This is a genomic window from Carboxylicivirga mesophila, assembly GCF_018271975.1.
In the GTDB taxonomy this organism is placed as follows: domain Bacteria; phylum Bacteroidota; class Bacteroidia; order Bacteroidales; family Marinilabiliaceae; genus Carboxylicivirga; species Carboxylicivirga mesophila.
The window spans coordinates 103,963-127,866 of the sequence record NZ_JAGUCN010000011.1 but is presented as its reverse complement, the minus strand read 5'-3'; the positions used below and the strand labels follow the sequence as shown (position 1 = coordinate 127,866).

18 protein-coding genes and 1 tRNA gene are annotated in these 23,904 nt (G+C 42.8%); 16 read left to right on the top strand and 3 right to left on the bottom strand.

Going from position 1 to position 23,904, the window contains the following annotated elements:
• The first annotated feature begins 3 nt into the window (after window positions 1-3).
• The 6 genes from KEM09_RS11080 to KEM09_RS11055 all read left to right on the top strand — a co-directional run bounded on the left by KEM09_RS11080 (window position 4) and on the right by KEM09_RS11055 (window position 7,776).
• Window positions 4-1,212 carry an AGE family epimerase/isomerase gene (locus KEM09_RS11080; RefSeq protein WP_212228311.1) on the top strand — a complete coding sequence of 403 codons (1,209 nt, stop codon included), beginning with the start codon at window positions 4-6 and terminating at the stop codon, window positions 1,210-1,212.
• 4 nt (window positions 1,213-1,216) lie between these two features.
• Complete coding sequence (locus KEM09_RS11075) at window positions 1,217-2,428, top strand: glycoside hydrolase family 27 protein (RefSeq protein ID WP_212228308.1); 1,212 nt, start codon at window positions 1,217-1,219, stop codon at window positions 2,426-2,428.
• 2 nt (window positions 2,429-2,430) lie between these two features.
• A complete protein-coding gene (locus tag KEM09_RS11070) occupies window positions 2,431-3,429 on the top strand; it encodes a cellulase family glycosylhydrolase (RefSeq protein WP_212228306.1) in 999 nt (332 codons plus the stop codon).
• A 29-nt stretch (window positions 3,430-3,458) separates the two neighbouring features.
• Window positions 3,459-4,532, top strand: coding sequence for a glycoside hydrolase family 5 protein (locus tag KEM09_RS11065; protein ID WP_212228305.1), 1,074 nt, complete (start codon window positions 3,459-3,461; stop codon window positions 4,530-4,532).
• Between the two features lie 26 nt (window positions 4,533-4,558).
• Window positions 4,559-5,980, top strand: coding sequence for a DUF1593 domain-containing protein (locus tag KEM09_RS11060; protein WP_212228304.1), 1,422 nt, complete (start codon window positions 4,559-4,561; stop codon window positions 5,978-5,980).
• A 197-nt stretch (window positions 5,981-6,177) separates the two neighbouring features.
• Window positions 6,178-7,776 (top strand): glycoside hydrolase family 43 protein, encoded by a 1,599-nt coding sequence (locus KEM09_RS11055; RefSeq protein ID WP_212228303.1) that lies wholly within the window; start codon window positions 6,178-6,180, stop codon window positions 7,774-7,776.
• A gap of 342 nt (window positions 7,777-8,118) precedes the next feature.
• Here KEM09_RS11055 and KEM09_RS11050 read toward each other — a convergent pair.
• Window positions 8,119-8,193 (bottom strand) — tRNA-Pro (locus tag KEM09_RS11050).
• A 174-nt stretch (window positions 8,194-8,367) separates the two neighbouring features.
• Here KEM09_RS11050 and KEM09_RS11045 point away from each other — a divergent pair.
• From KEM09_RS11045 to KEM09_RS11015, 7 genes are all read left to right on the top strand, one after another.
• A complete protein-coding gene (locus KEM09_RS11045) occupies window positions 8,368-8,940 on the top strand; it encodes an RNA polymerase sigma-70 factor (RefSeq protein ID WP_212228302.1) in 573 nt (190 codons plus the stop codon).
• 87 nt (window positions 8,941-9,027) lie between these two features.
• Window positions 9,028-9,201 (top strand): hypothetical protein, encoded by a 174-nt coding sequence (locus KEM09_RS11040; RefSeq protein WP_212228301.1) that lies wholly within the window; start codon window positions 9,028-9,030, stop codon window positions 9,199-9,201.
• A 57-nt stretch (window positions 9,202-9,258) separates the two neighbouring features.
• The gene (locus KEM09_RS11035; RefSeq protein ID WP_212228300.1) at window positions 9,259-10,236 is read left to right on the top strand and encodes a FecR family protein; all 978 of its coding nucleotides are present in this window, start codon (window positions 9,259-9,261) and stop codon (window positions 10,234-10,236) included.
• 22 nt (window positions 10,237-10,258) lie between these two features.
• Window positions 10,259-12,922, top strand: a complete 2,664-nt coding sequence (locus KEM09_RS11030; protein WP_212228299.1) for a TonB-dependent receptor — start codon at window positions 10,259-10,261, stop codon at window positions 12,920-12,922.
• Between the two features lies 1 nt (window position 12,923).
• On the top strand, window positions 12,924-13,859 hold the full coding sequence (locus KEM09_RS11025; RefSeq protein WP_212228297.1) for a DUF4249 domain-containing protein: 936 nt from the start codon (window positions 12,924-12,926) through the stop codon (window positions 13,857-13,859).
• Window positions 13,860-14,017: 158 nt separating this feature from the next.
• Complete coding sequence (trxB, locus tag KEM09_RS11020; RefSeq protein ID WP_212228295.1) at window positions 14,018-15,019, top strand: thioredoxin-disulfide reductase; 1,002 nt, start codon at window positions 14,018-14,020, stop codon at window positions 15,017-15,019.
• 225 nt (window positions 15,020-15,244) lie between these two features.
• Window positions 15,245-15,967 carry a FadR/GntR family transcriptional regulator gene (locus tag KEM09_RS11015; RefSeq protein WP_212228293.1) on the top strand — a complete coding sequence of 241 codons (723 nt, stop codon included), beginning with the start codon at window positions 15,245-15,247 and terminating at the stop codon, window positions 15,965-15,967.
• A 79-nt stretch (window positions 15,968-16,046) separates the two neighbouring features.
• On the opposite strand, the gene murQ is transcribed toward KEM09_RS11015, so the two are convergent.
• Window positions 16,047-16,883: an N-acetylmuramic acid 6-phosphate etherase gene (gene murQ, locus KEM09_RS11010; protein ID WP_212228291.1), complete on the bottom strand. Its 837-nt coding sequence runs from the start codon at window positions 16,881-16,883 to the stop codon at window positions 16,047-16,049.
• A gap of 2 nt (window positions 16,884-16,885) precedes the next feature.
• Window positions 16,886-17,728, bottom strand: coding sequence for an ATPase (locus tag KEM09_RS11005; RefSeq protein WP_212228289.1), 843 nt, complete (start codon window positions 17,726-17,728; stop codon window positions 16,886-16,888).
• 218 nt (window positions 17,729-17,946) lie between these two features.
• On the opposite strand from KEM09_RS11005, the gene KEM09_RS11000 reads away from it, so the two are divergent.
• From KEM09_RS11000 to KEM09_RS10990, 3 genes are all read left to right on the top strand, one after another.
• Complete coding sequence (locus tag KEM09_RS11000; protein ID WP_212228287.1) at window positions 17,947-20,964, top strand: golvesin C-terminal-like domain-containing protein; 3,018 nt, start codon at window positions 17,947-17,949, stop codon at window positions 20,962-20,964.
• Window positions 20,965-21,037: 73 nt separating this feature from the next.
• Entirely contained in the window at window positions 21,038-22,495 is a 1,458-nt protein-coding gene (locus KEM09_RS10995; protein ID WP_212228284.1) for a glycosyltransferase family 2 protein, read from the top strand.
• 370 nt (window positions 22,496-22,865) lie between these two features.
• Window positions 22,866-23,807 (top strand): DUF4922 domain-containing protein, encoded by a 942-nt coding sequence (locus KEM09_RS10990; RefSeq protein WP_212228283.1) that lies wholly within the window; start codon window positions 22,866-22,868, stop codon window positions 23,805-23,807.
• Window positions 23,808-23,904: the final 97 nt, after the last annotated feature.

Genomic DNA, 23,904 nt, shown 5'->3' with positions numbered 1-23,904 from the left:
AGTATGAAAGATTTTTCGATATATATCCGGATAAAGGCCGAGATGCAGGAGGAACTGAAGCAGATGCTTGGTTTTTGGGAGGCCAATGCCATTGATGAGGCGAATGGAGGTTTTATAGGTGAGATGGATAGTGAAGGAAAAGTAATTGACAATGCAGAAAAGGGGGCTGTTCTTAATGCCCGTTTGTTATGGACCTTTTCGGCTGCCTATAATTTCACCCGGCAAGCTGAATACCTGAAGCTGGCGCAGCGTGCCTATGATTATTTGATTAACAAGTTTTGGGATGCAGAAAATGGCGGTTTATTCTGGTCATTAAATGCCAACGGAACGGTCCATAATAGCCGCAAACAGGCCTATGCTCAGGGATTTGGGATTTATGGTTTTTCGGAGTATTTCAAGGCATCAGGCCATCAAAAGAGCCTCGATTATGCCATTCGGCTATTTGAGTTGTTGGAAGCGCACTTCCACGATTCAAAATTTGGCGGCTACATTGAGGCTTTGGCCATCAATTGGCAGCCTTTAAAGGATATGCGACTGAGTGAAAAGGATGCCAATGAGCCCAAATCAATGAATACCCATTTGCATATTATTGAACCCTATACCAACTTATATCGGGTCTGGCCCGATGTCGGTCTGAAAGAAAAAATACGCGATTTAATAGCAGTGTTCAGCGATAAAATAGTGGATAAAGCAAGCAGTCATTTTAAGCTATTCTTTGAGATGGACTGGACTGTGAAATCCACTATTGTATCCTATGGGCACGATATTGAAGGCGCCTGGCTGCTCACCGAAGCAGCTCATATCATTGAGGATATCCATTTGCTCAGGCAAATGACGGCACTGGCCGTAAAAATGGTGGATGTCACCATGGTTGAGGGCTTTGATACCGATGGCAGTATTTTCTATGAGCGGGATGCTCAGCATCTGGATACCGATAAGCATTGGTGGCCACAGGCTGAAGGCATGGTGGGACTTTTAGATGCTTATCAGCATACACACAACACGAAATATTTATCTGCGCTCGAAAAAATCTGGCGTTTTATACAAAAGCATCAGCTTGACCGGGCAAAGGGCGAATGGTACTGGAAAGTGAGCCAGGAAGGAGTGCCCGACAGGTCATTGCCCAAAGTGGGCTTTTGGAAATGTCCTTATCACAATTCAAGGGCCTTGATGGAGGCCATCAGCCGGATTAATGAAATCACTAATAGATAGTTTTATGAAGACATTTTGTAGTTTAATGGTAATGATGATGATCATCGTATCATCATACGGACAAAAAGCCGAAAACCTGGCCTTGACGCCTCCAATGGGATGGAATAGCTGGAACACCTTTGGAACGGATATTAATGAACAGTTGGTTAAAGATATAGCTGATGCCTTTGTGGATTTAGGCCTGAAAGATGCAGGCTATGAATACATTGTGCTGGACGATGGTTGGATGGCCATGGAGCGTGATGAGCATTACAACCTGGTGCCGCATCCCGATAAGTTTCCCAACGGCATGAAGGCGGTTGTTGACTATGTGCACAGTAAAGGGCTGAAATTTGGTATTTATAACTGCGCCGGTGCCACCACCTGTGCTGGTTATCCGGGTAGCCGCGGGTTTGAATACATCGATGCTAAATTATATGCCGAGTGGGGAGTTGACTTTCTGAAATATGACTGGTGTGATACCGAAAACCTGAATGCGAAAGGCGCCTACCAAACCATGCGCGATGCATTGCAGGCCTCCGGTCGACCTATTCTTTTCAGTATTTGTGAGTGGGGCGATAATGAGCCATGGAAATGGGGCGAGGAAATGGGACATATGTGGCGTGTTACCGGCGATATTATCAACTGCTGGGATTGCACAGTGGGCCATGGCACTTGGTCATCTTTGGGTGTGTGGCCCATCATCCGCTTGCGTAAAGATATTCGCAAATATTCGGGACCCGGCCATTGGAACGATTTTGACATGATGGAAGTGGGCAATGGCATGACACCGGCCGAAGACCGTGTGCATTTTGCTATGTGGGCCATGCTGGCATCGCCTTTAATCATGGGTAATGATTTGCGTAGCGCCTCTAACGAAACCATAAAAACGCTTACCAATAAAGAAGTGATAGCCATCAACCAGGATGCACTTGGCATACAGGCCTATTGCCATACTAATGAAGGCGACATGGAAGTGTGGGCAAAGCCCCTGGCCAATGGCGAATGGGCTATCGCTTTCATCAACATGGGGCAGGAAACCCTTCAACTTGATTTCGATTGGGCATGGCATCCTGTGAAAGATGATTTATCGGGCCGCGAAATGTCGGTTAATGCCATTGAATATACCATAAGAGATGCTTACGCTCATAAAAAACGGGGAACAACCAAGGCTAAATTAAAGGGCGAGATAGGTGCACACGACATCATGCTGCTACGTTTAACACCTAAGAAGTAGTGATGATGAAACTAAGTGTGTCCATATGGATGGGTGTGTCCATGCTGACCATCGCATTGTTGTGCGGATGTGCTTCAGAGAATAAAAGCATAAGGTCTCATGGGTTTACAACCGCTGCCGGGCGCTTGCTCGATGCCAATGGTCAGCCTTTCATCATAAGAGGTGTTAATGTGCCACATGCCTGGTTTGAAGAACCATCCTATGAGGCCTTAAGCACCATTGCGGCTCATGATGTAAACTGTGTGCGCATTGTGTGGGAAACATCGCTGCCACCCGCTAAGCTGGAGCGCATCATTCAGCGCTGTGGCGATCTGAAGATGATCCCTATACTGGAACTACACGATGCTACGGGTGATACATCCGCAATGAAGCTATTAAGTCTGGCCAGGTATTTTACATCCGCAGACATGATGCAGATGCTAAAAAAATATAAGCGCTATGTGATGGTGAATATTGCCAATGAGTGGGGCGATCATTCAGTCACAGGAGCGGTTTGGTCCGAGGCTTATCGGCCATGTATTAGCTTTTTGCGCGAGGCCGGCTACACATCCACCATTGTGATTGATGCCCCCGGATGGGGCCAGAACATACAGCCCATTATTGACTATGGACAGCAATTGGTGGAGCTTGACCCGCAGCACAACCTGTTGTTTTCCATTCATATGTATGGCTCGTGGAATGATGAGCAGGTGATTGAGCAAAAGCTGAAAGAGGTGAGTGCAGCTGAACTGCCGCTTATCGTAGGTGAGTTTGGCTATTGTTTTAATAACGGCGACAATAACCTGGGTTGTATGGTGAACCATCGGCAGATAATGCAGTGCTGCGAGGACTTAGGCATGGGGTATCTGGCCTGGTCGTGGACCGGAAATAATGCCGAAAACAAGTGGTTGGATCTGGTTGAATACACCGATTGGGAAACACTTACCTGGTGGGGCAAGGAGGTATTTGATTCGCCACATGGAATCCGCTCAACCGCACAGCAAGCCTCGGTTTTTAAATGAATGTAAATCAGAATAAATCCTAACGAAATATGAAAACTATCTTAGTGTGCCTTCTGCTGATTGTGAGTATTACAGCATGTAGTTCAGAGGTAAATCCGCAAAATGATGATAATGAATTGACTGCAAAAGCCCTGGTCGCCGATATGGGGGTGGGCTGGAACTTGGGAAACACCCTAGATGCCAAAGGAAAAGACGAGACGGTTTGGGGAAATCCAATAGCCACAAAAGCCCTGATAGATGCGGTTAAGGCCAAAGGGTTTAAAACATTGCGCGTACCCGTAACCTGGCAATACCATATTGGTCCTGGCCCCAGCTATACCATTTCGGACAGCTGGCTCAGGCGGGTTGAAGAAGTAGTGAATTATGGTTTGGATAATGACATGTACGTCATCATTAATATCCATCACGATGAAGAGTGGTTGATACCAACTTACTCCAAAGCCGACCGATCCAAACAGCAATTGGAAAAGGTTTGGGCGCAGATAGCCGATCATTTTAAAGCCTACGGCGGGCAGTTGATATTCGAAACACTTAACGAAACCCGTTTGAAAGGCTCACCTGAAGAATGGACAGGTGGCACAGCAGAAGGACGCGACTGCATTAACCAGTTTCATCAAGTGGCCGTGGAGGCTATCAGAAGTTCAGGTGGTAAAAATGCTAATCGCTATATCATGGTGTCCTCCTATGCTGCATCATCAAGCCAGGTGGCTATTGATGGTTTGGTCTTACCCGATTCGCACAACCTGCTTGTTTCAGTTCACAATTACTTTCCCTACCACTTCGCATTGGCTGAGACGGACTTTGTAACCAGCTGGGGAACCGATGCCGAAAAAAAGGCCATGGATGCCGAACTGGATCGATTGGTGACACGGTTTATCTCAAAAGGTATTCAGGTGGTGATGGGCGAATGGGGAAGCCTCAACCATAATAATATGGAGGACCGAAAAAGGCATACCGCATACTTTGCTCGTGGCTGTTTAGAAAGAGGCATTTGCCCAATCTGGTGGGATAATGGAGGTGCCGGTCAGTTTGGGATTATTAACCGCCGTACCTACGATTGGATGCATCCTGAAGTAGCCGATGCCATTATTGATGCGCAATAGTTTTTTGATTAACGATTATTTATAGTATGAAAGTATTACTGTTTATAGCTTGCTTAGTTGGGGTGTTGGGACATGCACACGCGCAGGAGAAACACCGCGTTGTTGTTTTAACAGATATTGAGGCCGACCCGGATGATACACAATCACTGGTAAGGTTGCTTTTATATGCCAACGAAATAGATATTGAAGGCATTGTAGCCACTACTTCGTGCTGGATGAGCAATGAGGTACATCCTGAATCCATTATCAAAGTGTTAAAGACTTATGATAAGGTGCAAGCTAATCTGGTACAGCACCACCCTGATTTTCCTCAGGCCACGGTATTGTATTCTTTGGTAAAAAAGGGTTTGCCGGTATATGGTATGAAAGGAGTAGGTAAAGGCATGGATTCAGAAGGCTCTGATTGGATTATCAAGATGTTAGAAAAAGAAGATAAACGTCCCTTATGGATTTCAGTATGGGGTGGCTCTAATACGCTGGCACAAGCGCTTTACACTATTCGTAAAACAAAAAGTAGAAAAGAAGCCAAACGCTTGATGGCTAAATTACGTGTTTATACCATTTCGGATCAGGATGATAGCGGTAGTTGGATTCGTCATAACTTTCCTGACTTATTTTATATCGTTAGTCCGGGAGATGACTATGGCAATGCCACCTGGACCGGTGTAAATGCCAGCTACATTAATGGGATAAATAACACGACCATTAGTAACCGCTGGCTGGCTGAACATATTCAGCAGGGGCATGGTCCGCTTGGAGCCGCTTACCCGGATGTGGCTTGGAGCATGGAAGGCGATACGCCGGCTTTTCTGTCATTAATACCCAATGGACTTAATAGTGCTGAGCATCCCAATTGGGGCGGATGGGGCGGTCGCTATGAGTTGTATCTGTCCGATTTTTCTCAACTCAAAGAGGGGGGCTCAATTGTTGTCAATGAGCCGGAAACCAGAGCTATCTGGACTAATGCGATTGATACGTATACGCCATATGTGTACAATGAATATGGACGTTCGGTAAAAAAAGGTGAGCAGACATTTAGCGGATTCAAGGAAACCATTATTCGGTGGCGCGATGATTTTCAGAATGATTTTTCGGCTCGCATGGATTGGTGTCTGAAGACCTATGATGAAGCTAATCATGCACCTGTCCCGGTTTTGTCACACCCCGAAGAGATAACAGTTCAGTCGGGCACGCATTTCACGCTGGATGCTTTTAATACCTTCGAACCGGATGGGGACAGTGTTAGTTTCCTGTGGTTTAATTACCCCGAAGCCGGCAGCTATAACGAAGTGATTGCGGTCAATGGAGCCGAAAATGTTTACAAAGCCCACTTTACTGCACCTGAAGTAGATAAGGAGGTAAGCGCCCACTTTATTCTAAAAGTAACAGATAGAGGTCAACCACAATTATCGGCCTATAAAAGAGTCATCGTAACAATTAAACCCTAGAATGGATTAAAGCTTGCAAGACAGGCTCATACATCTTAATCGAAGAATCAAACAGTGGATTAGCATTGATAAATTGATTGGTCCATGTGGTAAAAACATAATCATATGAAACGAGCCATGAGAGAAGTTTTCTCACACAGGAGCATGACTATTCTGGCGAGTTCCATGTGACCATTAAGAAATAAAATTTTAGACACATGAAAATAACAATCATCAGTACATTAATAGTAAGCTTCTTGGCAGTGCAAGTTGCAGCTCAGGATGCACCCTCAAAATTTCAAAATCCCATACTTAGTGGTTACCATCCCGATCCATCCATTTGCAGAGTGGGCGACGATTATTATCTGGTCAATTCAACCTTTGTATGGTTTCCCGGATTGCCCATTTATCACAGTAAAGATCTGGTCAATTGGCAGCTAATTGGTCATGCCATTGACAGGCCTGAGATGGTTGATTTTAGCGGCCTGCCCGATAAACTGGGATTGTTTGCGCCAACCATCAGGTATCACGATGGCATGTTTTACATCATCAATACCTGCGTGGCTTGTGGGATGAATTTCTATGTGACAGCCAGCGATCCTGCCGGTCCCTGGTCCGATCCTGTCTGGTTACCTGATGCTCCGGGCATTGATCCCTCTTTGTTTTGGGACGACAATGGCAAATGCTACTATACAGGCATGCAGGGTGTTGAGGATGAAGAGTGGCCCACTCAGACGGAGGCTTACAACCAGGAATTGGACTTGGAGCAGCAACAGCTGGTGGGCAAACGCCATAATCTCACCTATGGGCATGCCAATAATGCTTCCTACACCGAAGGGCCTCATTTGTATAAAATCAATGGCCAGTACCTGCTGATGGTGTCGGAAGGAGGAACCGGTATGTATCATGCACTCACTGTTCATCATAGCGATTCGGTTAACGGGCCTTACATAGCTGATTACATTAACCCGGTTTTAACACATCGGCACATGGGAGAGGATTACCCGCTGCATGCCATCGGTCATGGCGATTTGGTGCAAACACAAAATGACGAATGGTGGTGTGTGATGTTGGGTAAGCGTCGTATTGAAAGGGAAACCATCCTTGGCCGCGAAACCTTTCTGGCCAGGGTTGAGTTTGAAGGGCAAACACCGGTATTCAATCCGGGGCATGGTAAAGTGCTAATGGAGCAGAAACGTCCTGATTTACCATGGTCACCGCTTGCATTAATACCCGTGCGAGATAATTTTGAAGGCGATAAGCTTGACTTAAAATGGTGCACCATCCGTACACCACATGAGCCATTTTACACAGTTTCAGGTGGTCAGTTAAAAGTACAATTGCGCCCCGAAGTAATGGATAGCCTGGTTAATTCGTCCATTCTTGTTCAGCGCATACTTCACCATCAGTTCGAAGCAAAAACACAAATGCGTTTCAAAGCTTCCAAAGGCCATGAGCAGGCTGGCCTAACTGTATATCGCACCAACCAAAATCACTATAAACTATTGAAGGATAATGATTCGCTTGTGCTTATCAAATCATTTAAAGGGCGGGCAAGCGAGATAGCAAGGGTGCCCTATTCGAATGATGAGGTGGTGCTGCACGTAGCTGGCAGTGGCTTAGATGTACAGTTTAGTTATGGGGAAACAGAAGATGATTTGCACCCCGTTGGTGGCACTCAAAGCCTGCGGGTTATTGCTGATGGCAATGGCAACCAGTTTAATGGTCCAGGCGTGGGCGTGTATGCCACAAGCAATGGCAAATTGTCCAAACTAATGGTTGCTTTTGACTGGTTTGATTATAAAGGCATGGATTAAATTCTCAGGTTGAAAAGGCAGCTTGATATTACTTGACTGGTGTTGCCTTCTTTTTTAACATGTTGAAGTTATCATCGCTTAAATGCAGGTTGGTAATGCTTGCATATTAAAAATTGATTGGAATATTTGTGGTCTTGAAGTTGATATCACAATCCTTCGAAATCAGCATAATAGCAAAAGATGGAAGACCTAAAGAGGGTGTGATTTTAAAAGTAGATTAGTGGCTAAACATACAAACTTCAATGGTGCAGCATAAAATTTTCAGGTTGCACTATTTTTGAACTAATGAGTTTCATCATAAAAGAAAAAGCACTCTTTAATAGAGTGCTTTATTTGTATCTGTCGGGATGACAGGATTTGAACCTGCGACCCCTGGTCCCCCAGACCAGTGCGCTAACCGGGCTGCGCCACATCCCGAAAATGATAGCGCAAAGGTAATCAAAAACCGTTTGTGAACAACCAGTGTTATCCAAAAAAAGTTAAAACAGTATCTTGTTTAAGATATTTAAGTAGTCAATAGCATCAGTATTAGTGGTTAATTTATATTTTTGCTAGCGCACATTCGACATCACAATAATTCATAAAATCCAGGTGACTGAAACTGATCTATTACTAGGCATTGAGAAGGGGAGCGAAGCAGCTTTTAAAGAGTTGTTTCTGAAATATTATACACAGTTAGTTGTTTTTGCCAGAAAAGTGGTTGTTGATGACGATCTGGCAAGAGAGTTGGTTCAGGATGTGATGGTTAACTTCTACGAGAAGCGGGGAGAGATAAAAATTCATTCGTCGCTAAAAGCGCATTTATATCAGAGTGTACGTAATCGTTGTTTAAACCAAATCAAGCATACCCAAATTCGTCGTGATCATCATGCCAATATTTACATCTCACACAAAAACGACGAAGCTTATATTGATGATAAACTAGAGGAAACAGAGCTGGAGCAGCGTATCTTCTCTATTATTCAAACTTTACCAGCTCAGTGTAAGCGTATTTTTGAGATGAGTCGGTTTGATGGACACACCAATCAGGAAATTGCCGATCAGTTAGACCTTTCGAAAAGAACGGTAGAAACACAAATAAGTAAAGCATTAAAGACATTAAGAACACAATTGGCCGGGTATCTTGAGACTTGGATTTGGTTGTTATTGTTCTTTTTTAAATAAAAATACAATTACAACTACGTGTGTCGTGAAGCTTAGTTGTCATAGTATACGACACAAAGAGTTTGTAACCTTAAAAGGCATTTAGAAATGGAATTTGTATTTCAAATATTAGCAGACTTGCTTTCTCCGGTAGATGAGAAACAGGTGAAAGCCGAAGCGAAACAAATAGCTGAGCAGCCAGTAAAAGAACCTGTTGCTGAAAAGGTGGAGGAAACTCAAGCTGAGGTGCCAAATATTTTTGGTGTGATGGATTTTCATTAATGATACTGTCATTGCAGAAAGCAACGATGTAATTGTTAATGATGAAACTGAGAAAAAATGAATGAGCAAAATAAGCATATTGACGAACTGATTGTTAAGTATCTGGCTGAAGATATTTCAGCAGAGGAAGAGCATGTGTTAGCAGATTGGCAACAACAGTCCAGCGATAATGCTGCCTACTTTACCCAAATGCAAAAAGTTTGGGATAATTCTTGTGCTCTGGCCGCTTTTCGCTCCCTAGATGTGGACTGCGATTTTGAGAAATTTAAAACCAGGGTAGGCATGCAATCAAAACTTATTAAGCTTTCGTTTAAGCGTAAGCTGATGAGGTTTGCTGCTGTGATGATACCAGCTCTGGTTATTATTGCTGCATACACTTTGCATCAATCAGTACCGGGTTTTGGAAAGTGGGAGGCTTTTGTTACTGATGGTGAGGTAGATAGTATTGTTTTAATTGATCAATCAGAAGTTTCATTAAATAAAAATAGTTATCTGGCATATGAAAAGGATTTTGAAGGTGAAGCCCGTAAACTTAAACTTCGTGGAGAAGCTTATTTTAAAGTGGCCAAAAATCCAGAGAAACCTTTTGTTGTGAAAGTAGGAGATGCGGAAGTTAAAGTGCTGGGGACTGAGTTTAATATTGATGAGAACAGGCGTAACAATACTGTTACTTTATCGGTCACCGAAGGTCGTGTAATGTTTACTTCCGGAACAGATAAGGTTGAGGTGTCTGCTGGTGAAAGAGCAGTGCTGTCTAATGATAAAATAGTTAAGAGCCCGTTGTATTCATCGAACTGTATTGCCTGGAAGACTGGAACAATAATTTTCGATAAGGCCTCATTGGATGAAGTGTTGGAGACTGTTGTGGACCACTTTTCGGAGTTGCATGGTTTTGAAAATAAGGCATCTGAAAGTGATTTATTCATTACCACTCGCTTTACTAATCCTTCGCTAGAGGATGTATTAGTTGAGTTAAGAATTCATTTCAAGAAAAAAATTGAGATTAATGATAACAAATTGGTCATCTCTGATTAATTTCGGAGGTGATTAATTTTTTATGCCAATAATCTTAAACCATATTTATAAAAGCACACTTCTTGTTTTGCTCATTCTGCTGGTTAACCCCAGTTTGAATGGGCAAAATGTTTTATACAAGCAGGTTGAATTATCTACAACAACCGGCTCTACCCAATATTTCTTGTCAGAAATAGAGCGGCAAACCAACATTGTATTTAGCTATAGTAACCAGCTGTGCTTTCAAGAAGAACATCAGTTGACGATGCAATTGCCAACTGTTCGTCAGCTGCTGGATGCCTTGTTTATTAATTGTCCATCTAATTATATTGTCAGAGGCTCTAAAATTATCATACAACCAATCGATGGTGAGCCTCAAAAGTTTGTAATTAAGGGCTATGTATTGGATAGTAGCTCGAAGGAAGCCTTAATTCAGGCCAATGTATATGAGCCTGAATTGCTGTTAGGTACTATGAGTAATAACTTTGGATTCTTCAGTATAAGTATGCCAAAGGGTTTTGTGCATTTAAGCAGTTCTTATGTAGGCTATAAAAATGGTCATCATTACATAAATCTGGAAAGAGATACAACTGTTTACTTTATGATGGAACCAAAGGCCGAATTAGACGAAATTGCGGTAGTTGGCGAGCGAGTGCCCGGAGCTGTTAAAAGTACACGTACCGGAACGATTGATGTGCCTATTGAACAGATTAAAAAGGTGCCTGTATATCTGGGCGAGGTTGATATAGTAAAAAGTATTCAGCTTTTACCCGGAATTCAGAGTGGAGGTGAAGGTTTTAGTGAATTGTATGTACGTGGTGGTGGTCCTGATCAAAATTTGGTACTAATGGATGATGTGCCAATATACAATGCCAGTCACTTACTTGGATTTTTCTCCATCTTTAATGCTGATGCGGTTAATAATGTAAGGGTCATCAAAGGTGGGTTTCCGGCACGATATGGCGGACGTCTGTCATCAGTTATTGATATACGAATGTACGATGGTAATAATGAAGATTTTAAAGGTGTGGCAAGTATTGGGCTGTTGTCGAGTAAGTTGGCGGTGGAGGGGCCGTTGATTAAGGATAAGTCATCATTTTCGGTCTCGTTAAGACGCACATACTTTGATGTGCTGACCAGTGTATGGCAGCTGAAGGAGGTCGATAAAAGCCGTTACTATTTTTATGATTTCAATACCAAACTAAATTATAAACTTTCTGATAATGATCGCTTGTATTTTAGTGCTTATCTTGGCAAGGATCAGTATGGTATATCCTATAATGAACAGTTTATTCCGGTAGAGTCACCTGATGGAAAGCAAACTGAACAGACAGTAAAAACATATGATGAAAGTGACATTGGATGGAGGAATTATGTCGGTTCAGTTCGTTGGATTCATACCTTTGGTAATAAGCTATTTGCTAATACCACTTTGGCTTATAGCGATTATCGATTCTTTATTGATCAAACCCTAAACTATATGTCGGATGGTGTTTGGAGTAAAGGTAGTCAAAACTATTATAGTGGTATTCGTGATTTAAGTGCCAAAATTGATTTGGACTATATGCCATCACCTAAGCATTATGTGCGTTTTGGCGGCAGTGCAATTAGTCACACATTCTATCCGGGTATAGATGTGGTGTTGAGAGAAATTGCTGGTTCAACACCTGTTGATACTACCTTTGGAGGTACGGCCATGCATCGTCCTGAGTTTCGCTTTTATGTGGAAGATGATTTTCATTTGCTGCCCAGGTTAAAGGTGAATATGGGAGGGCATTTTTCCTTATTTCAAACAGAAAGCGGTAAGTATTATTGGTCTGCCGAGCCACGTTTATCAGCCCGGTTTCTCATAAAAGACAATTTTTCAGTTAAGATGGCTTACAGCCAAATGACACAATATATGCATTTGCTTCGTACGGCAACAGTAGCAATGCCTACTGACTTATGGCTGCCTGTATCAGATCAAATTGCCCCAATGCGCGCTACGCAAAATGCACTTGGTTTTGAGTATGAGATTAGTAAAGGATTTAATGTGTCATTAGAATTATATTATAAAAAACTACAGGATATACTTGCTTATAAAGAAACAACTGGTTACTTCGATTTTGCTTCTGATTGGCAGAGTAAACTGACGGTTGGCAATGGCGAGTCATATGGTTTTGAGTTGTTGGTTCATCGTAAAATGGGAAATTTAACAGGTTGGTTCGGCTATACTTATTCGAAATCTACCAATCAGTTTGATGAACTAAATAATGGTAAGGCATTCCCAGCTAATTTTGACCGGACGCATGATATTTCCATCTATTCAACCTATCAGTTTTCGAAAAAAGTAGATATGGGCGTTACCTGGACTTTTGGAACGGGTAATCCGATAACTCTTCCTGAGACCAAATACTATGCTCCCCAGTTGCCTACTGCTGAAGCCAATGGTAATGCAACCTATAATCAATTGATTAATGAGCGTAATAGTTATCGCATGCCTAACTTTCATCGCCTGGATATTGGGTTTAATTTTAAGAAGGAGAAACGATGGGGGAGTCGGTTATGGAGTGTTGGTGTCATGAATAGTTATGGCCGTCAGAATCCATTCTTTTTGTATTTTGCGGACAGTGAGAATGAGCAAACAGGAGAGGTTACGCGTTCATTAAAGCAGTTTAGTCTCTTTCCAATCCCAATTCCTTATGTCAGATATACCGTAAAATTTTAAAATGTTGCTGAAGCGCTTATATATAATATTACTAACTATCGGCGTATTAGCCTGTGAAAAGGACATTGAACTTGACCTTAATACACAGTCTGATAAGTTGGTTATGTATGCTTTTATTTATCCGGATAGTACGCTTAACTTTCATTTAAGTAAAAGCCGAAGTATTCTTTCAGTAGAGGATTTTGGGCAGGTTGAAAAAGGTCGCTTTCAGCTTTTTGTTAATGATAACTTTCAGGGTGCTTACATTCTGCCATCGGATACCACCTGGAGTAAATGGCCTGAATTTACGTTTAGGTCCGGGGATAATTTGCGAATCAATGCGTATGAGCTAAATGGTGACACAGTGAAGGCTGAGTCATACATACCACAAGCAATAAATATTCTGGATCTAGATACATTATCGGTTGTGCAGGATGTGGCTGATAATGGCACAGTACAGATGCTTAAGTCAAAAGTTCGGTTTCAGGATCCTGGAGGTCAGAATAATTTCTATCAGTTATTGGTTATCAGAGAAGGGTGGGGGACAATTGGAAGCGATCCTTATTATACCCGTAAAACCATCATTTACGACAAGGATGATGCTGTGTTTAGCCAGGGCGATCAAAGTGGAAGTCTTTTGCCAGGAATTGATTTTCAGGGTTTATTTACAGATGCGATTATAGACGGTAAAACGTATGAACTAACAATCTATATACCTCGCGACAACTTGTTTTTTGACTATTACGAAGATAAGATACGCATAACTTATTATCTCTATCACCATACATTTGATTACTACAGCTATTTTCGTTCCATTATTTTAGCAGATGGCTATGGGGGATTTTACGAGGGACTGCCGGTATTTGAACCTGTTAAAATTCATACCAACATCCAAAATGGATTAGGTTTAGTATCCGGAATGAACTTTGATAGTGACTCGTTGGTTTTTGAAAAGTGACTTTGCCAATACATCGATTCTAAGTGTCAGTTAGCAGAAGGATTAACTGTCATTATTGCGTGTGAAATGTCATATTTAAGATACGGCACATCTTTTGAAAGGGATGTGTAAAATTTGTAGTTTTACAACTTATTCAGAAATATTAATAATTAGATATTATGGCTCTTTTTGGAAAAATGGAAAACCTGGATGCCCCACAAGATGAGAATAAAGTAATGGGTGAAACAGAAAAGGTTAAAGTATTAATAATTGGTTCTGGCCCGGCTGGTTATACAGCTGCTATATACGCTGCACGCGCCAACTTAAATCCGGTTATGTATGAAGGACTGCAGCCGGGAGGACAGTTAACCACTACTACAGAAGTAGAAAACTATCCTGGATATCCTGAGGGAGTAACGGGGCCGGAAATGATGGAAGACCTAAAAAAGCAAGCAGCGCGATTTGGTACCGATATACGCTTTGGTATGGCTACTGCTGCTGATTTAAGCGAGCGTCCTTTTAAAATTACAATCGATGGTAACAAAGTAGTGGAAGCTGAGGCTTTGATTATTGCTACCGGGGCAACAGCCAAATATCTTGGATTACCTGATGAAACTAAATACGCAGGGTCTGGCGTATCTGCTTGTGCTACCTGTGATGGTTTCTTCTATCGCGGCAAAGATGTAGCTGTAGTGGGTGGTGGAGATACTGCACTTGAAGAGGCCATGTACCTGGCTGGTTTGTGTAATAAAGTATATCTGATTGTACGCCGTGATGTTTTCAGGGCATCAAAAGTAATGCAGGAAAGAGCTTTAAAGACGCCTAATATTGAGGTGTTATGGAAGCATCAAACAAAAGGATTGTTTGGAGACGGAGTGGTAGAAGGTGCTACCTTGGTTAAAAATATGGGTACGCCAGAAGAGGAAGAGGTGAAAATTGCAATTGATGGTTTCTTCCTGGGTATTGGTCATAAACCAAACTCTGACATTTTTGCAGATTACATTGATACGAATGATGTAGGTTATATTCAAACTGTACCGGGAACATCAAAAACAAACGTTCCTGGCGTATTTGCCTGTGGTGATGTGCAAGATGATCAGTATCGCCAGGCTGTTACTGCAGCTGGTTCTGGCTGTATGGCAGCTATCGATGCAGAGCGATTCCTTGCTGAGCAAGAGTAATTGAAGCACTATATATTATGAAAGGGGATGGGTTGTCATCCCTTTTTTTTGTGCGACATTCTTAAGCACAACTGGTATTTCACAATAATTGAATAGATTTTGTGAACAAATGAACAGTATTTATGAAGTATTTTGCTCCTAAAAAGTGATGAATGCAACATTTTGTGTGGTGAATTTTACAGAATTTATTCTAGATTTGTATGATGTATTAAGAAGATTATACTGATGGACGATATTTTTGGAAAAATTGGCACCAGTCAAACGCTCAGTCAAAAGATAGAACGAAAAATAGAGGAAGCAATTCGCACCAAGCGGCTTATACCTGGTACGAAGTTGCCTTCAGAGAAAGAGCTGTGTGAAAGTTTTGCAGTGAGTCGAACTGCACTGCGTGAAGCTTTAAGGCGTTTAAGTGCGCGGGGCCTGATAGAAATTAAGAAGGGCAGCGGAATGTACGTTTCTGAGTTGAAGATTGAGGACGCAATTAAGTCGCTGAATCTTTATTACGATATGAAATTTGATTCGAATCTTATACGCCAGATTATAGAAGTTCGCCGGATTTTTGAGCCTGAAATAGGCCGATTGGCAGCTACTAACAGAACTGATGAGGATGTAAAGATTTTGCAGGCCAATGTGAGGGAGTTGGAATTGTGTAATCCGGATAATACACAGCTTGAAGTGGACTTGATAAATCGCTTTCATATGAATATGGCCAAGGCAACAGGTAATCCCATTGTGATTATTTCAATGGAGCCTATTTATTCTTTATTGCCGCGTATGCGTAATATGATCTACGCTAATATTGAAGGGGAGAAAGAATATACTTTACGCCTGCAGAAAGAAATACTGAACGCGCTTATTGATAAAGATGCTGATCGTTCGTACCAGTATACTGTGGAGCTTTTGGAAAGAAACATGGAGGTATACGATAAGTATTTTAAAAACGTATAGTAGCGAAATAGCATAACCTAAAAAGAAAAGCGGGCTATCAAAGTGATAACCCGCTTTTTGTATGGTATTTATTTAGTGTTCATGAAGCTTTGTGTGCCTCAATGGCTTTTTTAACCGATCCTTGTTTTAGTAGTAGTGCCCGGGCATCTTCATAGGATAATTTAAGCTCTTCCATAATCATGCGCGCGCCTCTGTCAACCAGTTTCTTATTGGTTAGTTGCATATTAACCATCTTGTTTCCCTTAACGCGCCCGAGCTTAATCATGATGGTCGTCGTGATCATGTTAAGAATCATCTTCTGAGCAGTGCCGGCCTTTAGTCGGGTGCTACCTGTCACAAACTCTGGACCAACAATGGCTTCTATTGGAAATTCAGTTACTTCAGCTACTTTACTGTTGGGATTGCAGGTGATGCATCCGGTAAGTAAACCGTTTCTGCGGGCATGTTCAATGCCGCCAATTACATAGGGTGTAGTGCCGGATGCCGCAATACCTATAACAGTGTCTAATTCGTCAACTTTATACGCACTCAGTTCATTCCAGGCTTTATTGGCATCATCCTCGGCCGACTCAACAGCTTGACGAAGGGCTTTCTCTCCACCGGCTATGAGCCCAATCACCATGTTGTTAGGTACGCCAAAGGTAGGAGGTAGCTCAGAGGCATCCAATACACCTAACCGACCACTGGTGCCTGCACCCAGGTAAAAGACCCGGCCGCCTTGTTCCATTCTTTTTACAATGCGCTCAACCAGTTCTTTAATCTGCGGAAGTGCTTTTTGCACAGCCAGGTGCACATTGGCATCCTCTTTATTAATATTGGTAATCAGTTCTTCAACTGACATTTTTTCAAGGTTGTCAAAATGCGATGGGGATTCGGTTATGCTGATTTTCTTGCTCTTCTTTGTCTTTGCTATCATTATTAATGCTTTAATTCATTGTGGTATTGAATAAGTCCCTCCATGGGAGCCTGGTTAACGCTTCCTAAATTTAGCTTATAGCTGGCTAAGGCTTTTCTTAGTTGTTTTGTAAAGTGGAATGCAATGCTGCCTGTAAAATGTATCTCAAGCTGTTCAATATTATTGTATTGTAGTAGGTTACGTTCAATGAACTCTTTAAATGAAACAATTACGAGGCTTTCAAGTTCTGGAATCGCTATATTTTCAGAGATGAATTTAGTGTATTGTGCCAGATATCGGTTAGGAAAAGGCTTTTTGTAAATGTTATCCAGTATTTCAGCCGGTGTTGTATTGTACTTACTAAAGAATAACTCAATAGCAGCCAGAGGGAGCTGCTTCTTTAATATGTCTGCAATCAATTTTTTGCCTAAAACTGCGCCACTACCTTCGTCACCAATAATGAATCCGAGTGGTGAAACATTGTTGATAATGTTCTGTCCATCGTAGTGGCATGAGTTGGAGCCGGTTCCTAATATGCATGCTATGCCTTCATTATTCTGACAGAGCGAATGAGCTGCTGCCATCAAATCGCTGTTAATGTTTATAGGCATTTCGCCAAAGAACTCAAGCAAAGCGTTGTGCACAATATTGTTTTTTTCTTCGTTGGCACAACCGGCTCCATAAAAATGAATGGCTTGAGGCTTCGTATTATTTAATGTATATTCCTCTCTTAAACTTTGCAGGATGTCGGTTGAGCTTTGATAAAACGGATTTATGCCTTTTGTAATACATTTGCCTAAAATGCTGCCATTTGATAGTAAGCACCATTCAGTTTTGGTTGATCCGCTGTCTGCAATTAGTACCATATTGTATATGTATGATATGTATTATAAGTTCGTGTTTAAGCTTATGAATCGCTTGTAGGGTTAGTGTTCTTGATGTATTGAGCAGGTGTTTTTGCCTGAATACGTTGCAAATGTATAAATAAAATAAAAGCAAATCAAGAATAATACGTAAGATGTATGACAAAAATTTGAAACTTTGTAAAATCTTCCTATTTTTGGTTCGTCAAATTGCTATAGAAATGAAGAATAGATATTTGAAAAATATAGTTGCTATTTTAATGATGTGCCTTAATATGATATCTGCCTGGGCACAGGATGTTGAAGTCAAAGACGTTCATGAGTACATTGTTGAGGCTAACAAGAATTGGCAAAATCCTTTAACAGAATGGGCGCATTTAGGTGTTGTAACTCTGGATTCCTTGCAGGTTGATAAGGCAAAGCAAAGTATCAACTACTTTTTTAATAAGCAGTTGTCATACCTCCCTTGGCGTGAAGCAATGGTGGATACTTTTTTTATGAGTTTGCAGGCTAATCATAAAGAGATTGCCGAGGGGTATGAAGCCCAGGTTTATACTAATGGCTATTTACTAAGCGAATTAATTCCTAACCTTTATCGGCATAATTTATCAATAGATGCCCACAGACAGGTAGGTAATAAGAATGCCGGGAGTTATATTAAAAGAGCCGGTGCTGATAATTATACGAGTGGCTTAAGTGGTAATCATATTGCCTTATGGCACAGTCACGGGTGGTATTATGAGTCAAAGCTGGACCGTTGGGAGTGGCAGCGTGCTCGTTTGTATGGTTCGGTGGAGGATTTATCACCAATGCTGTATGTATTACCTTACTTAGCACCTATGCTCGAGAATGCCGGGGCGAATGTGTTTTTACCACGCGAACGGTGCTTTAATCGTAATGAAGTAATTATTGACAATGACTGGTCAACAGAAGGTGCAAAGCTTGAGCTGGCAAAGAGACTTGATTATCAACTGGAAAGTGGCTTTGCCTGGAAAGATACCTTATATAATGGTGATAATCCATTTTTATCAGGAAACTCTTACTTAGTTAGTAATGCTAACGGCAAGGTAGCTGAGTTTAATGCAAGGGTGCCTGAAGCTGGCGAGTATGCAGTGCATGTTGCCTATAAGAGCGATGAAGCCAATAGTGAAGCTGTGACCTATAAAGTGCAGCATAACGGCGGAACAACCAGTTTTGTGCTAAATCAATCTATGGGTGGAGATACCTGGGCCTACTTAGGAACTTTTTATTTTACACCGGAGCAAGAAGCTTTGGTGGAAGTAAGCGGCGATGGCCAGGTATCGGTTGATGCAGTGCGACTGGGTGGTGGCATGGGCAATGTGGCCCGACGTCCGGCAACGGAATTGATGCCCAACAAATGGTCACTCAATAATGACAATCGGAAAGCGGAAAAAGGCGAGACGATTAACCCTGAGCATTTTGAATGGAAAACATCAGAACGTCCGCGTTACATGGAGGCCGCCCGCTATTGGTTACAGTATGCTGGCATGCCTGATACTTTGGTGTATAGCCTTAACGAAAATAAAAACGATTATAACGACGACTATCAGAGCCGGGGTGAGTGGGTTGATTACCTGATGGGAGAACCTAACGGACCAACTAAAGACAGAGAGGCAGCTGGGCTGGGTATTCCCATTGATTTAGCTTTTGCCTTTCATACCGATGCGGGCATCACACCTAATGATTCAATTATTGGAACGCTAGGTATCTACAGCTCGCAACGCGACAGTGGTTATTTTCCTAACGGACAATCAAAGCTGTCAAGTCGCGATTTGACGGATATTATTCAATCGCAGATTGTAAATGATATTCGGGCTAAATACAATGCTGACTGGACACGTCGAGGTATGTGGGATAAGCAATACTCAGAGGCATGGCGGCCTAATGTGCCTACCATGTTACTCGAGTTGCTATCACATCAAAACCTGGCCGATATGCGCTATGGACTTGATCCACATTTTCGATTTGACGTAAGCCGGGCGATTTATAAGGGCATGCTCAGGTTCCTGGCTTTTCAGGAAGGGCGTGATTATGTAGTGCAGCCACTGCCGGTAAGCCACATGGCTATTACAGAAACGGACAAAAGCTATCGCCTGAGCTGGCAGCCGATAATTGACTCACTTGAGGCAACGGCAGTGCCAACTAAGTATAAAGTATATCGCCGGATTGGTACTGGCGGATTTGACAATGGCACTTTGGTGGATGCACCTTATTACGATTTACCCAAGGTTAAAAAAGGCCAGCTGGTGAGCTACAAAGTAACGGCCATCAACTGTGGAGGAGAGAGCTTTGCAAGTGAAATACTGTCAATGGGAATTGCCGGCCGAAAAGCCGAGAAGGTGTTGGTGGTAAATGCCTTCGATCGCATCAGTGCGCCTGCTATTATCGATGAAGGTGATTTTGCCGGTGTTGCTTGGTGGAACGATATGGGCATACCCGATGGTATCGACTATGGCTTTACCGGTAATCAATATGATTTCAACCGTCAGTCACCCTGGCTCGATGATGACAGTCCGGGTTGGGGAGCCAGCTATGCCTCCTGCGAAGGAACTGGTGTTAAGGGTAACACTTTCGATAATGTGATTATTCATGGTCAGGCCATTATGCAGGCAGGTTATTCATTTGTGTCGGTGAGTGATGAGGTATTCGAAGGTAGTAGTTATGATGCGTCAGCTTATAAGGCCATTGACATCATATTGGGTGAAGAAAAGGCCACCTTATCCTACAAGGGGACTGAGGTAAAATATCAGATATACACGCCTGCTTTCATGGAACAGCTTAGGAAAGTGACTTCCAACAAGCAGCATGTATTTATGAGTGGTGCTTATGTGGGCTCCGACTTTCATTTAACACGTGATACGCTGGCCAAAGATTTTGCGGCCGATGTGTTACGCTTCAGGTGGCGAACTAACCACGCGGTGCGAAATGGCCAGGTATATACTACAGATTATGCGCATCCGGTGTTGAAAGGGCATTACACATTTAATACGCAACCTGGACCCGATTATTATGCGGTTGAGGCACCAGATGCCATTGAGCCAATTGGTATTCATGCTGTAACGGCCATCCGCTATGAAGAGAATAACGCCAGTGCAGGCACTCTGTACGATGGAGAATTTAAAACGGTCATACTTGGCTTTCCGTTTGAAACAGTAATGGGGGAGCAGGAGCGTACACAGTTAATGAAGCAGATACTTAGATTCTTTTATATGGAATAGCTATTTTGACTATAGACGAGAATTATATATTAAAAACTAACAAACTGATTAATAAGACTAAATCATAATAAAGATGGGTGAAAATATGACATGCATACTGCCTTATGCTGGTAAGGAAGAGATGATGCCAACACTAAAGGCGTTTCAGGACGCAGGTGTAACAAACATTATTGTGGTGGCCAAAGAGGCTTGTGAAGTAGAAGGTGCTAACGTAATAGTGGCCACTGGCGGCCTGGATGCAACAGCTACCTGGAATCAGCTGTTGAGCGAGGTGAGCGGCGACTATGTGGCTGTTTATACCAAAACAATGGCCTTGAATATTGGGCTGAATGCCTTGGAGCGCATGGCCCGTTGTGGCGATGATGCCGGTGCCGGTATGGTGTATGCCGATTATTACGAGAAGAAAGAAGGTAAATTATCAGCACATCCGGTGATTGAATACCAGGCTGGTAGTTTGCGTGATGATTTTAATTTCGGCTCCTTGCTGCTCTACAAAGCGTCGGCTCTGAAAGAGGCTGTGGAAGCCATGGATGCGGATTATAAGCATGCTGCCTTGTACGATTTACGCCTGCGTGTGTCGCAAAAGCACGAACTGATGCACTTACCCGAATTGCTTTACACCGAGGTGGAGCTGGATACTCGCAAGTCGGGCGAGAAGATGTTCGACTATGTGGATCCGCGTAACCGCGACCGCCAGATTGAGATGGAGCTGGCCTGTACGGCTCACCTGAAAGCTGTTGGTGCTTACCTGAAGCCCGAATTTAAACAGATTGAATTTGCTGAAGGTAACTACCCGGTGGAAGCATCTGTGATTATACCTGTACGCAATCGTGAAAAAACCATTGGCGATGCCATCGAATCAGTATTGAAGCAGCAAACCTCTTTTGCCTTCAACCTGATTATTGTGGATAACCACTCAACTGATAAAACCTCTGAAATTATCCGGTCGTTTAACGATGAGCGTTTGATTCACATCATCCCTGAACGCGATGATTTGGGTATTGGTGGGTGCTGGAATGCGGCAGTAGCCGATGAGCGATGTGGTAAGTTTGCCATCCAGCTTGATAGTGACGATTTGTACATTGACGAAACCGTAATTGAACGTGTAGTGAAGGCCTTCTATGAGCAAAATTGCGCCATGGTGGTGGGTAGCTACCAAATGGTGAACTTCAAGCTCGAAGAGATTCCTCCTGGATTGATTGACCACAGGGAATGGACACCAGATAACGGACGTAACAATGCCTTACGTATTAACGGACTGGGGGCGCCACGTGCCTTCTATACGCCTGTGCTGCGCGATGTAAAAGTACCAAACACCAGCTATGGCGAGGACTATGCGCTGGGTTTGAACATCAGTCGTCAATACCAGATTGGTCGTATCTACGATCCCTTGTACTTGTGTCGTCGCTGGGACGATAACTCTGATGCATCGCTGGATATCGCGAAGATGAATGCGCACAACTTTTATAAGGACAAGATTAGAACCATGGAATTTAAAGCGCGTCAGCAATTTGTGAAAAACAGTCAGTAATAAATAGTCCGCAATCCGGAGTACAAAGTCCGCTGCCGTACGAATTCTTATGCTTAGGGTGTATGAAAATTTATAAATAGTAATATAATACCTCACCTCAATCCTCTCCTTCAAGGAGAGGAAGCAATAACTTAGCAATGATATTATTTTATTAGAGGAATTGCTATGTAAGTAAGGGCACCTTCTCAAGGAGAAGGCCGGGATGAGGTGATGAAGTTATAGATTGTTAGTTTGAACCTTATGCTGCCGCACGAATCCTTTCGTGTGGAATGAATGTCTTCGGACTAAGGGCGCCGAGCTTCGGACTTTAAAAAATAACCAAGCTGTAAATAGCTATCAGCTATCAGTTAAATGCCAGAAGTTAAATAAAATGACCACGTCTCTCAAAACCAAAAAACTAATACAAGGCCAGCTCCGCAATTGGAGCCTGGCCGCCAATAACTACGCCGGTCTTCAAAAGGTGAAAACCAAAAGTGTGCAACTGGATGGCGGCAGCGAAATAAAGGTACAGTTCAATCCCGAGCGGATACGCTCATCGGCGGCCAAGGTCGATACGAAATCCATTCAGGAGCGTCCGTGCTTTTTATGCGAAAAAAATCGTCCGGCCGAACAGGAGGGCATTGATTATGGCGATTATACCATTCTAATCAACCCGTTCCCAATTTTTACCGAGCACCTGACGATTCCGCATAAGGAGCATACATTGCAGTTGATAGCTCCTTATTTTCCATCGATGCTGGAGCTGGCTAAAGAGCTGGATGAATTCACCTTGTTCTATAACGGACCAAAGTGTGGAGCCTCGGCGCCTGACCATTTTCATTTTCAGGCGGGTATTAAAGGTTTTATGCCGCTTGAAGCCGATTTCAGGGGAAAACGATTTGCGCAGCTGCATACTATTCATAATGGGGTGGAGGTGTTTAACTGGGCAGGCTACAATCGTGGTGTGATCACCTTTAAAGGAAGTCATAAAGAGGCTATTGAAAGCTTGTTTGGTAAGCTTCATAAGATGCTGGCTGACAGTCAACCCGATGAGGTGGAGCCCATGCTCAACGTGTTGGCCTATTTTGAAGAGGGGCAGTATGTGGTGCATGTATTTCCACGTATATTGCACCGTCCGGCCTGCTATTTTGCCGAGGGAGATGAACAGATACTCATCAGTCCGGCTTCTGTGGATATGGGAGGTGTATTTATTACGCCTCGTCCCGAAGATTTTGAGAAAATAAGCGCAAAGGATGTAGCGAATATCCTTAAACAGGTGTGCCTGTCAGAAGAGGCGTGCAAAGAATTATTAAATAAGCTGATGGCTAAATAAAAAGTCCCCCATCGCCTGGCGGCACTTCCCCAAGGGGAAGATTGTTTTCGGGAGTTGCTCCGCCATTCTCCCCTTGGGGAGAGACCCGCAGGGAGAG

Bases quoted from the DNA above. Each gene is read 5' to 3' on its own strand.
- KEM09_RS11080 (WP_212228311.1), top strand. From the start codon at position 4: ATGAAAGATTTTTCGATATATATCCGGATAAAGGCCGAGATGCAGGAG.
- KEM09_RS11075 (WP_212228308.1), top strand. From the start codon at position 1,217: ATGAAGACATTTTGTAGTTTAATGGTAATGATGATGATCATCGTATCA.
- KEM09_RS11070 (WP_212228306.1), top strand. From the start codon at position 2,431: ATGATGAAACTAAGTGTGTCCATATGGATGGGTGTGTCCATGCTGACC.
- KEM09_RS11065 (WP_212228305.1), top strand. From the start codon at position 3,459: ATGAAAACTATCTTAGTGTGCCTTCTGCTGATTGTGAGTATTACAGCA.
- KEM09_RS11060 (WP_212228304.1), top strand. From the start codon at position 4,559: ATGAAAGTATTACTGTTTATAGCTTGCTTAGTTGGGGTGTTGGGACAT.
- KEM09_RS11055 (WP_212228303.1), top strand. From the start codon at position 6,178: ATGAAAATAACAATCATCAGTACATTAATAGTAAGCTTCTTGGCAGTG.
- KEM09_RS11040 (WP_212228301.1), top strand. From the start codon at position 9,028: ATGGAATTTGTATTTCAAATATTAGCAGACTTGCTTTCTCCGGTAGAT.
- KEM09_RS11035 (WP_212228300.1), top strand. From the start codon at position 9,259: ATGAATGAGCAAAATAAGCATATTGACGAACTGATTGTTAAGTATCTG.
- KEM09_RS11030 (WP_212228299.1), top strand. From the start codon at position 10,259: ATGCCAATAATCTTAAACCATATTTATAAAAGCACACTTCTTGTTTTG.
- KEM09_RS11025 (WP_212228297.1), top strand. From the start codon at position 12,924: ATGTTGCTGAAGCGCTTATATATAATATTACTAACTATCGGCGTATTA.
- trxB (WP_212228295.1), top strand. From the start codon at position 14,018: ATGGCTCTTTTTGGAAAAATGGAAAACCTGGATGCCCCACAAGATGAG.
- KEM09_RS11015 (WP_212228293.1), top strand. From the start codon at position 15,245: ATGGACGATATTTTTGGAAAAATTGGCACCAGTCAAACGCTCAGTCAA.
- murQ (WP_212228291.1), bottom strand. From the start codon at position 16,883: ATGATAGCAAAGACAAAGAAGAGCAAGAAAATCAGCATAACCGAATCC.
- KEM09_RS11005 (WP_212228289.1), bottom strand. From the start codon at position 17,728: ATGGTACTAATTGCAGACAGCGGATCAACCAAAACTGAATGGTGCTTA.
- KEM09_RS11000 (WP_212228287.1), top strand. From the start codon at position 17,947: ATGAAGAATAGATATTTGAAAAATATAGTTGCTATTTTAATGATGTGC.
- KEM09_RS10995 (WP_212228284.1), top strand. From the start codon at position 21,038: ATGGGTGAAAATATGACATGCATACTGCCTTATGCTGGTAAGGAAGAG.
- KEM09_RS10990 (WP_212228283.1), top strand. From the start codon at position 22,866: ATGACCACGTCTCTCAAAACCAAAAAACTAATACAAGGCCAGCTCCGC.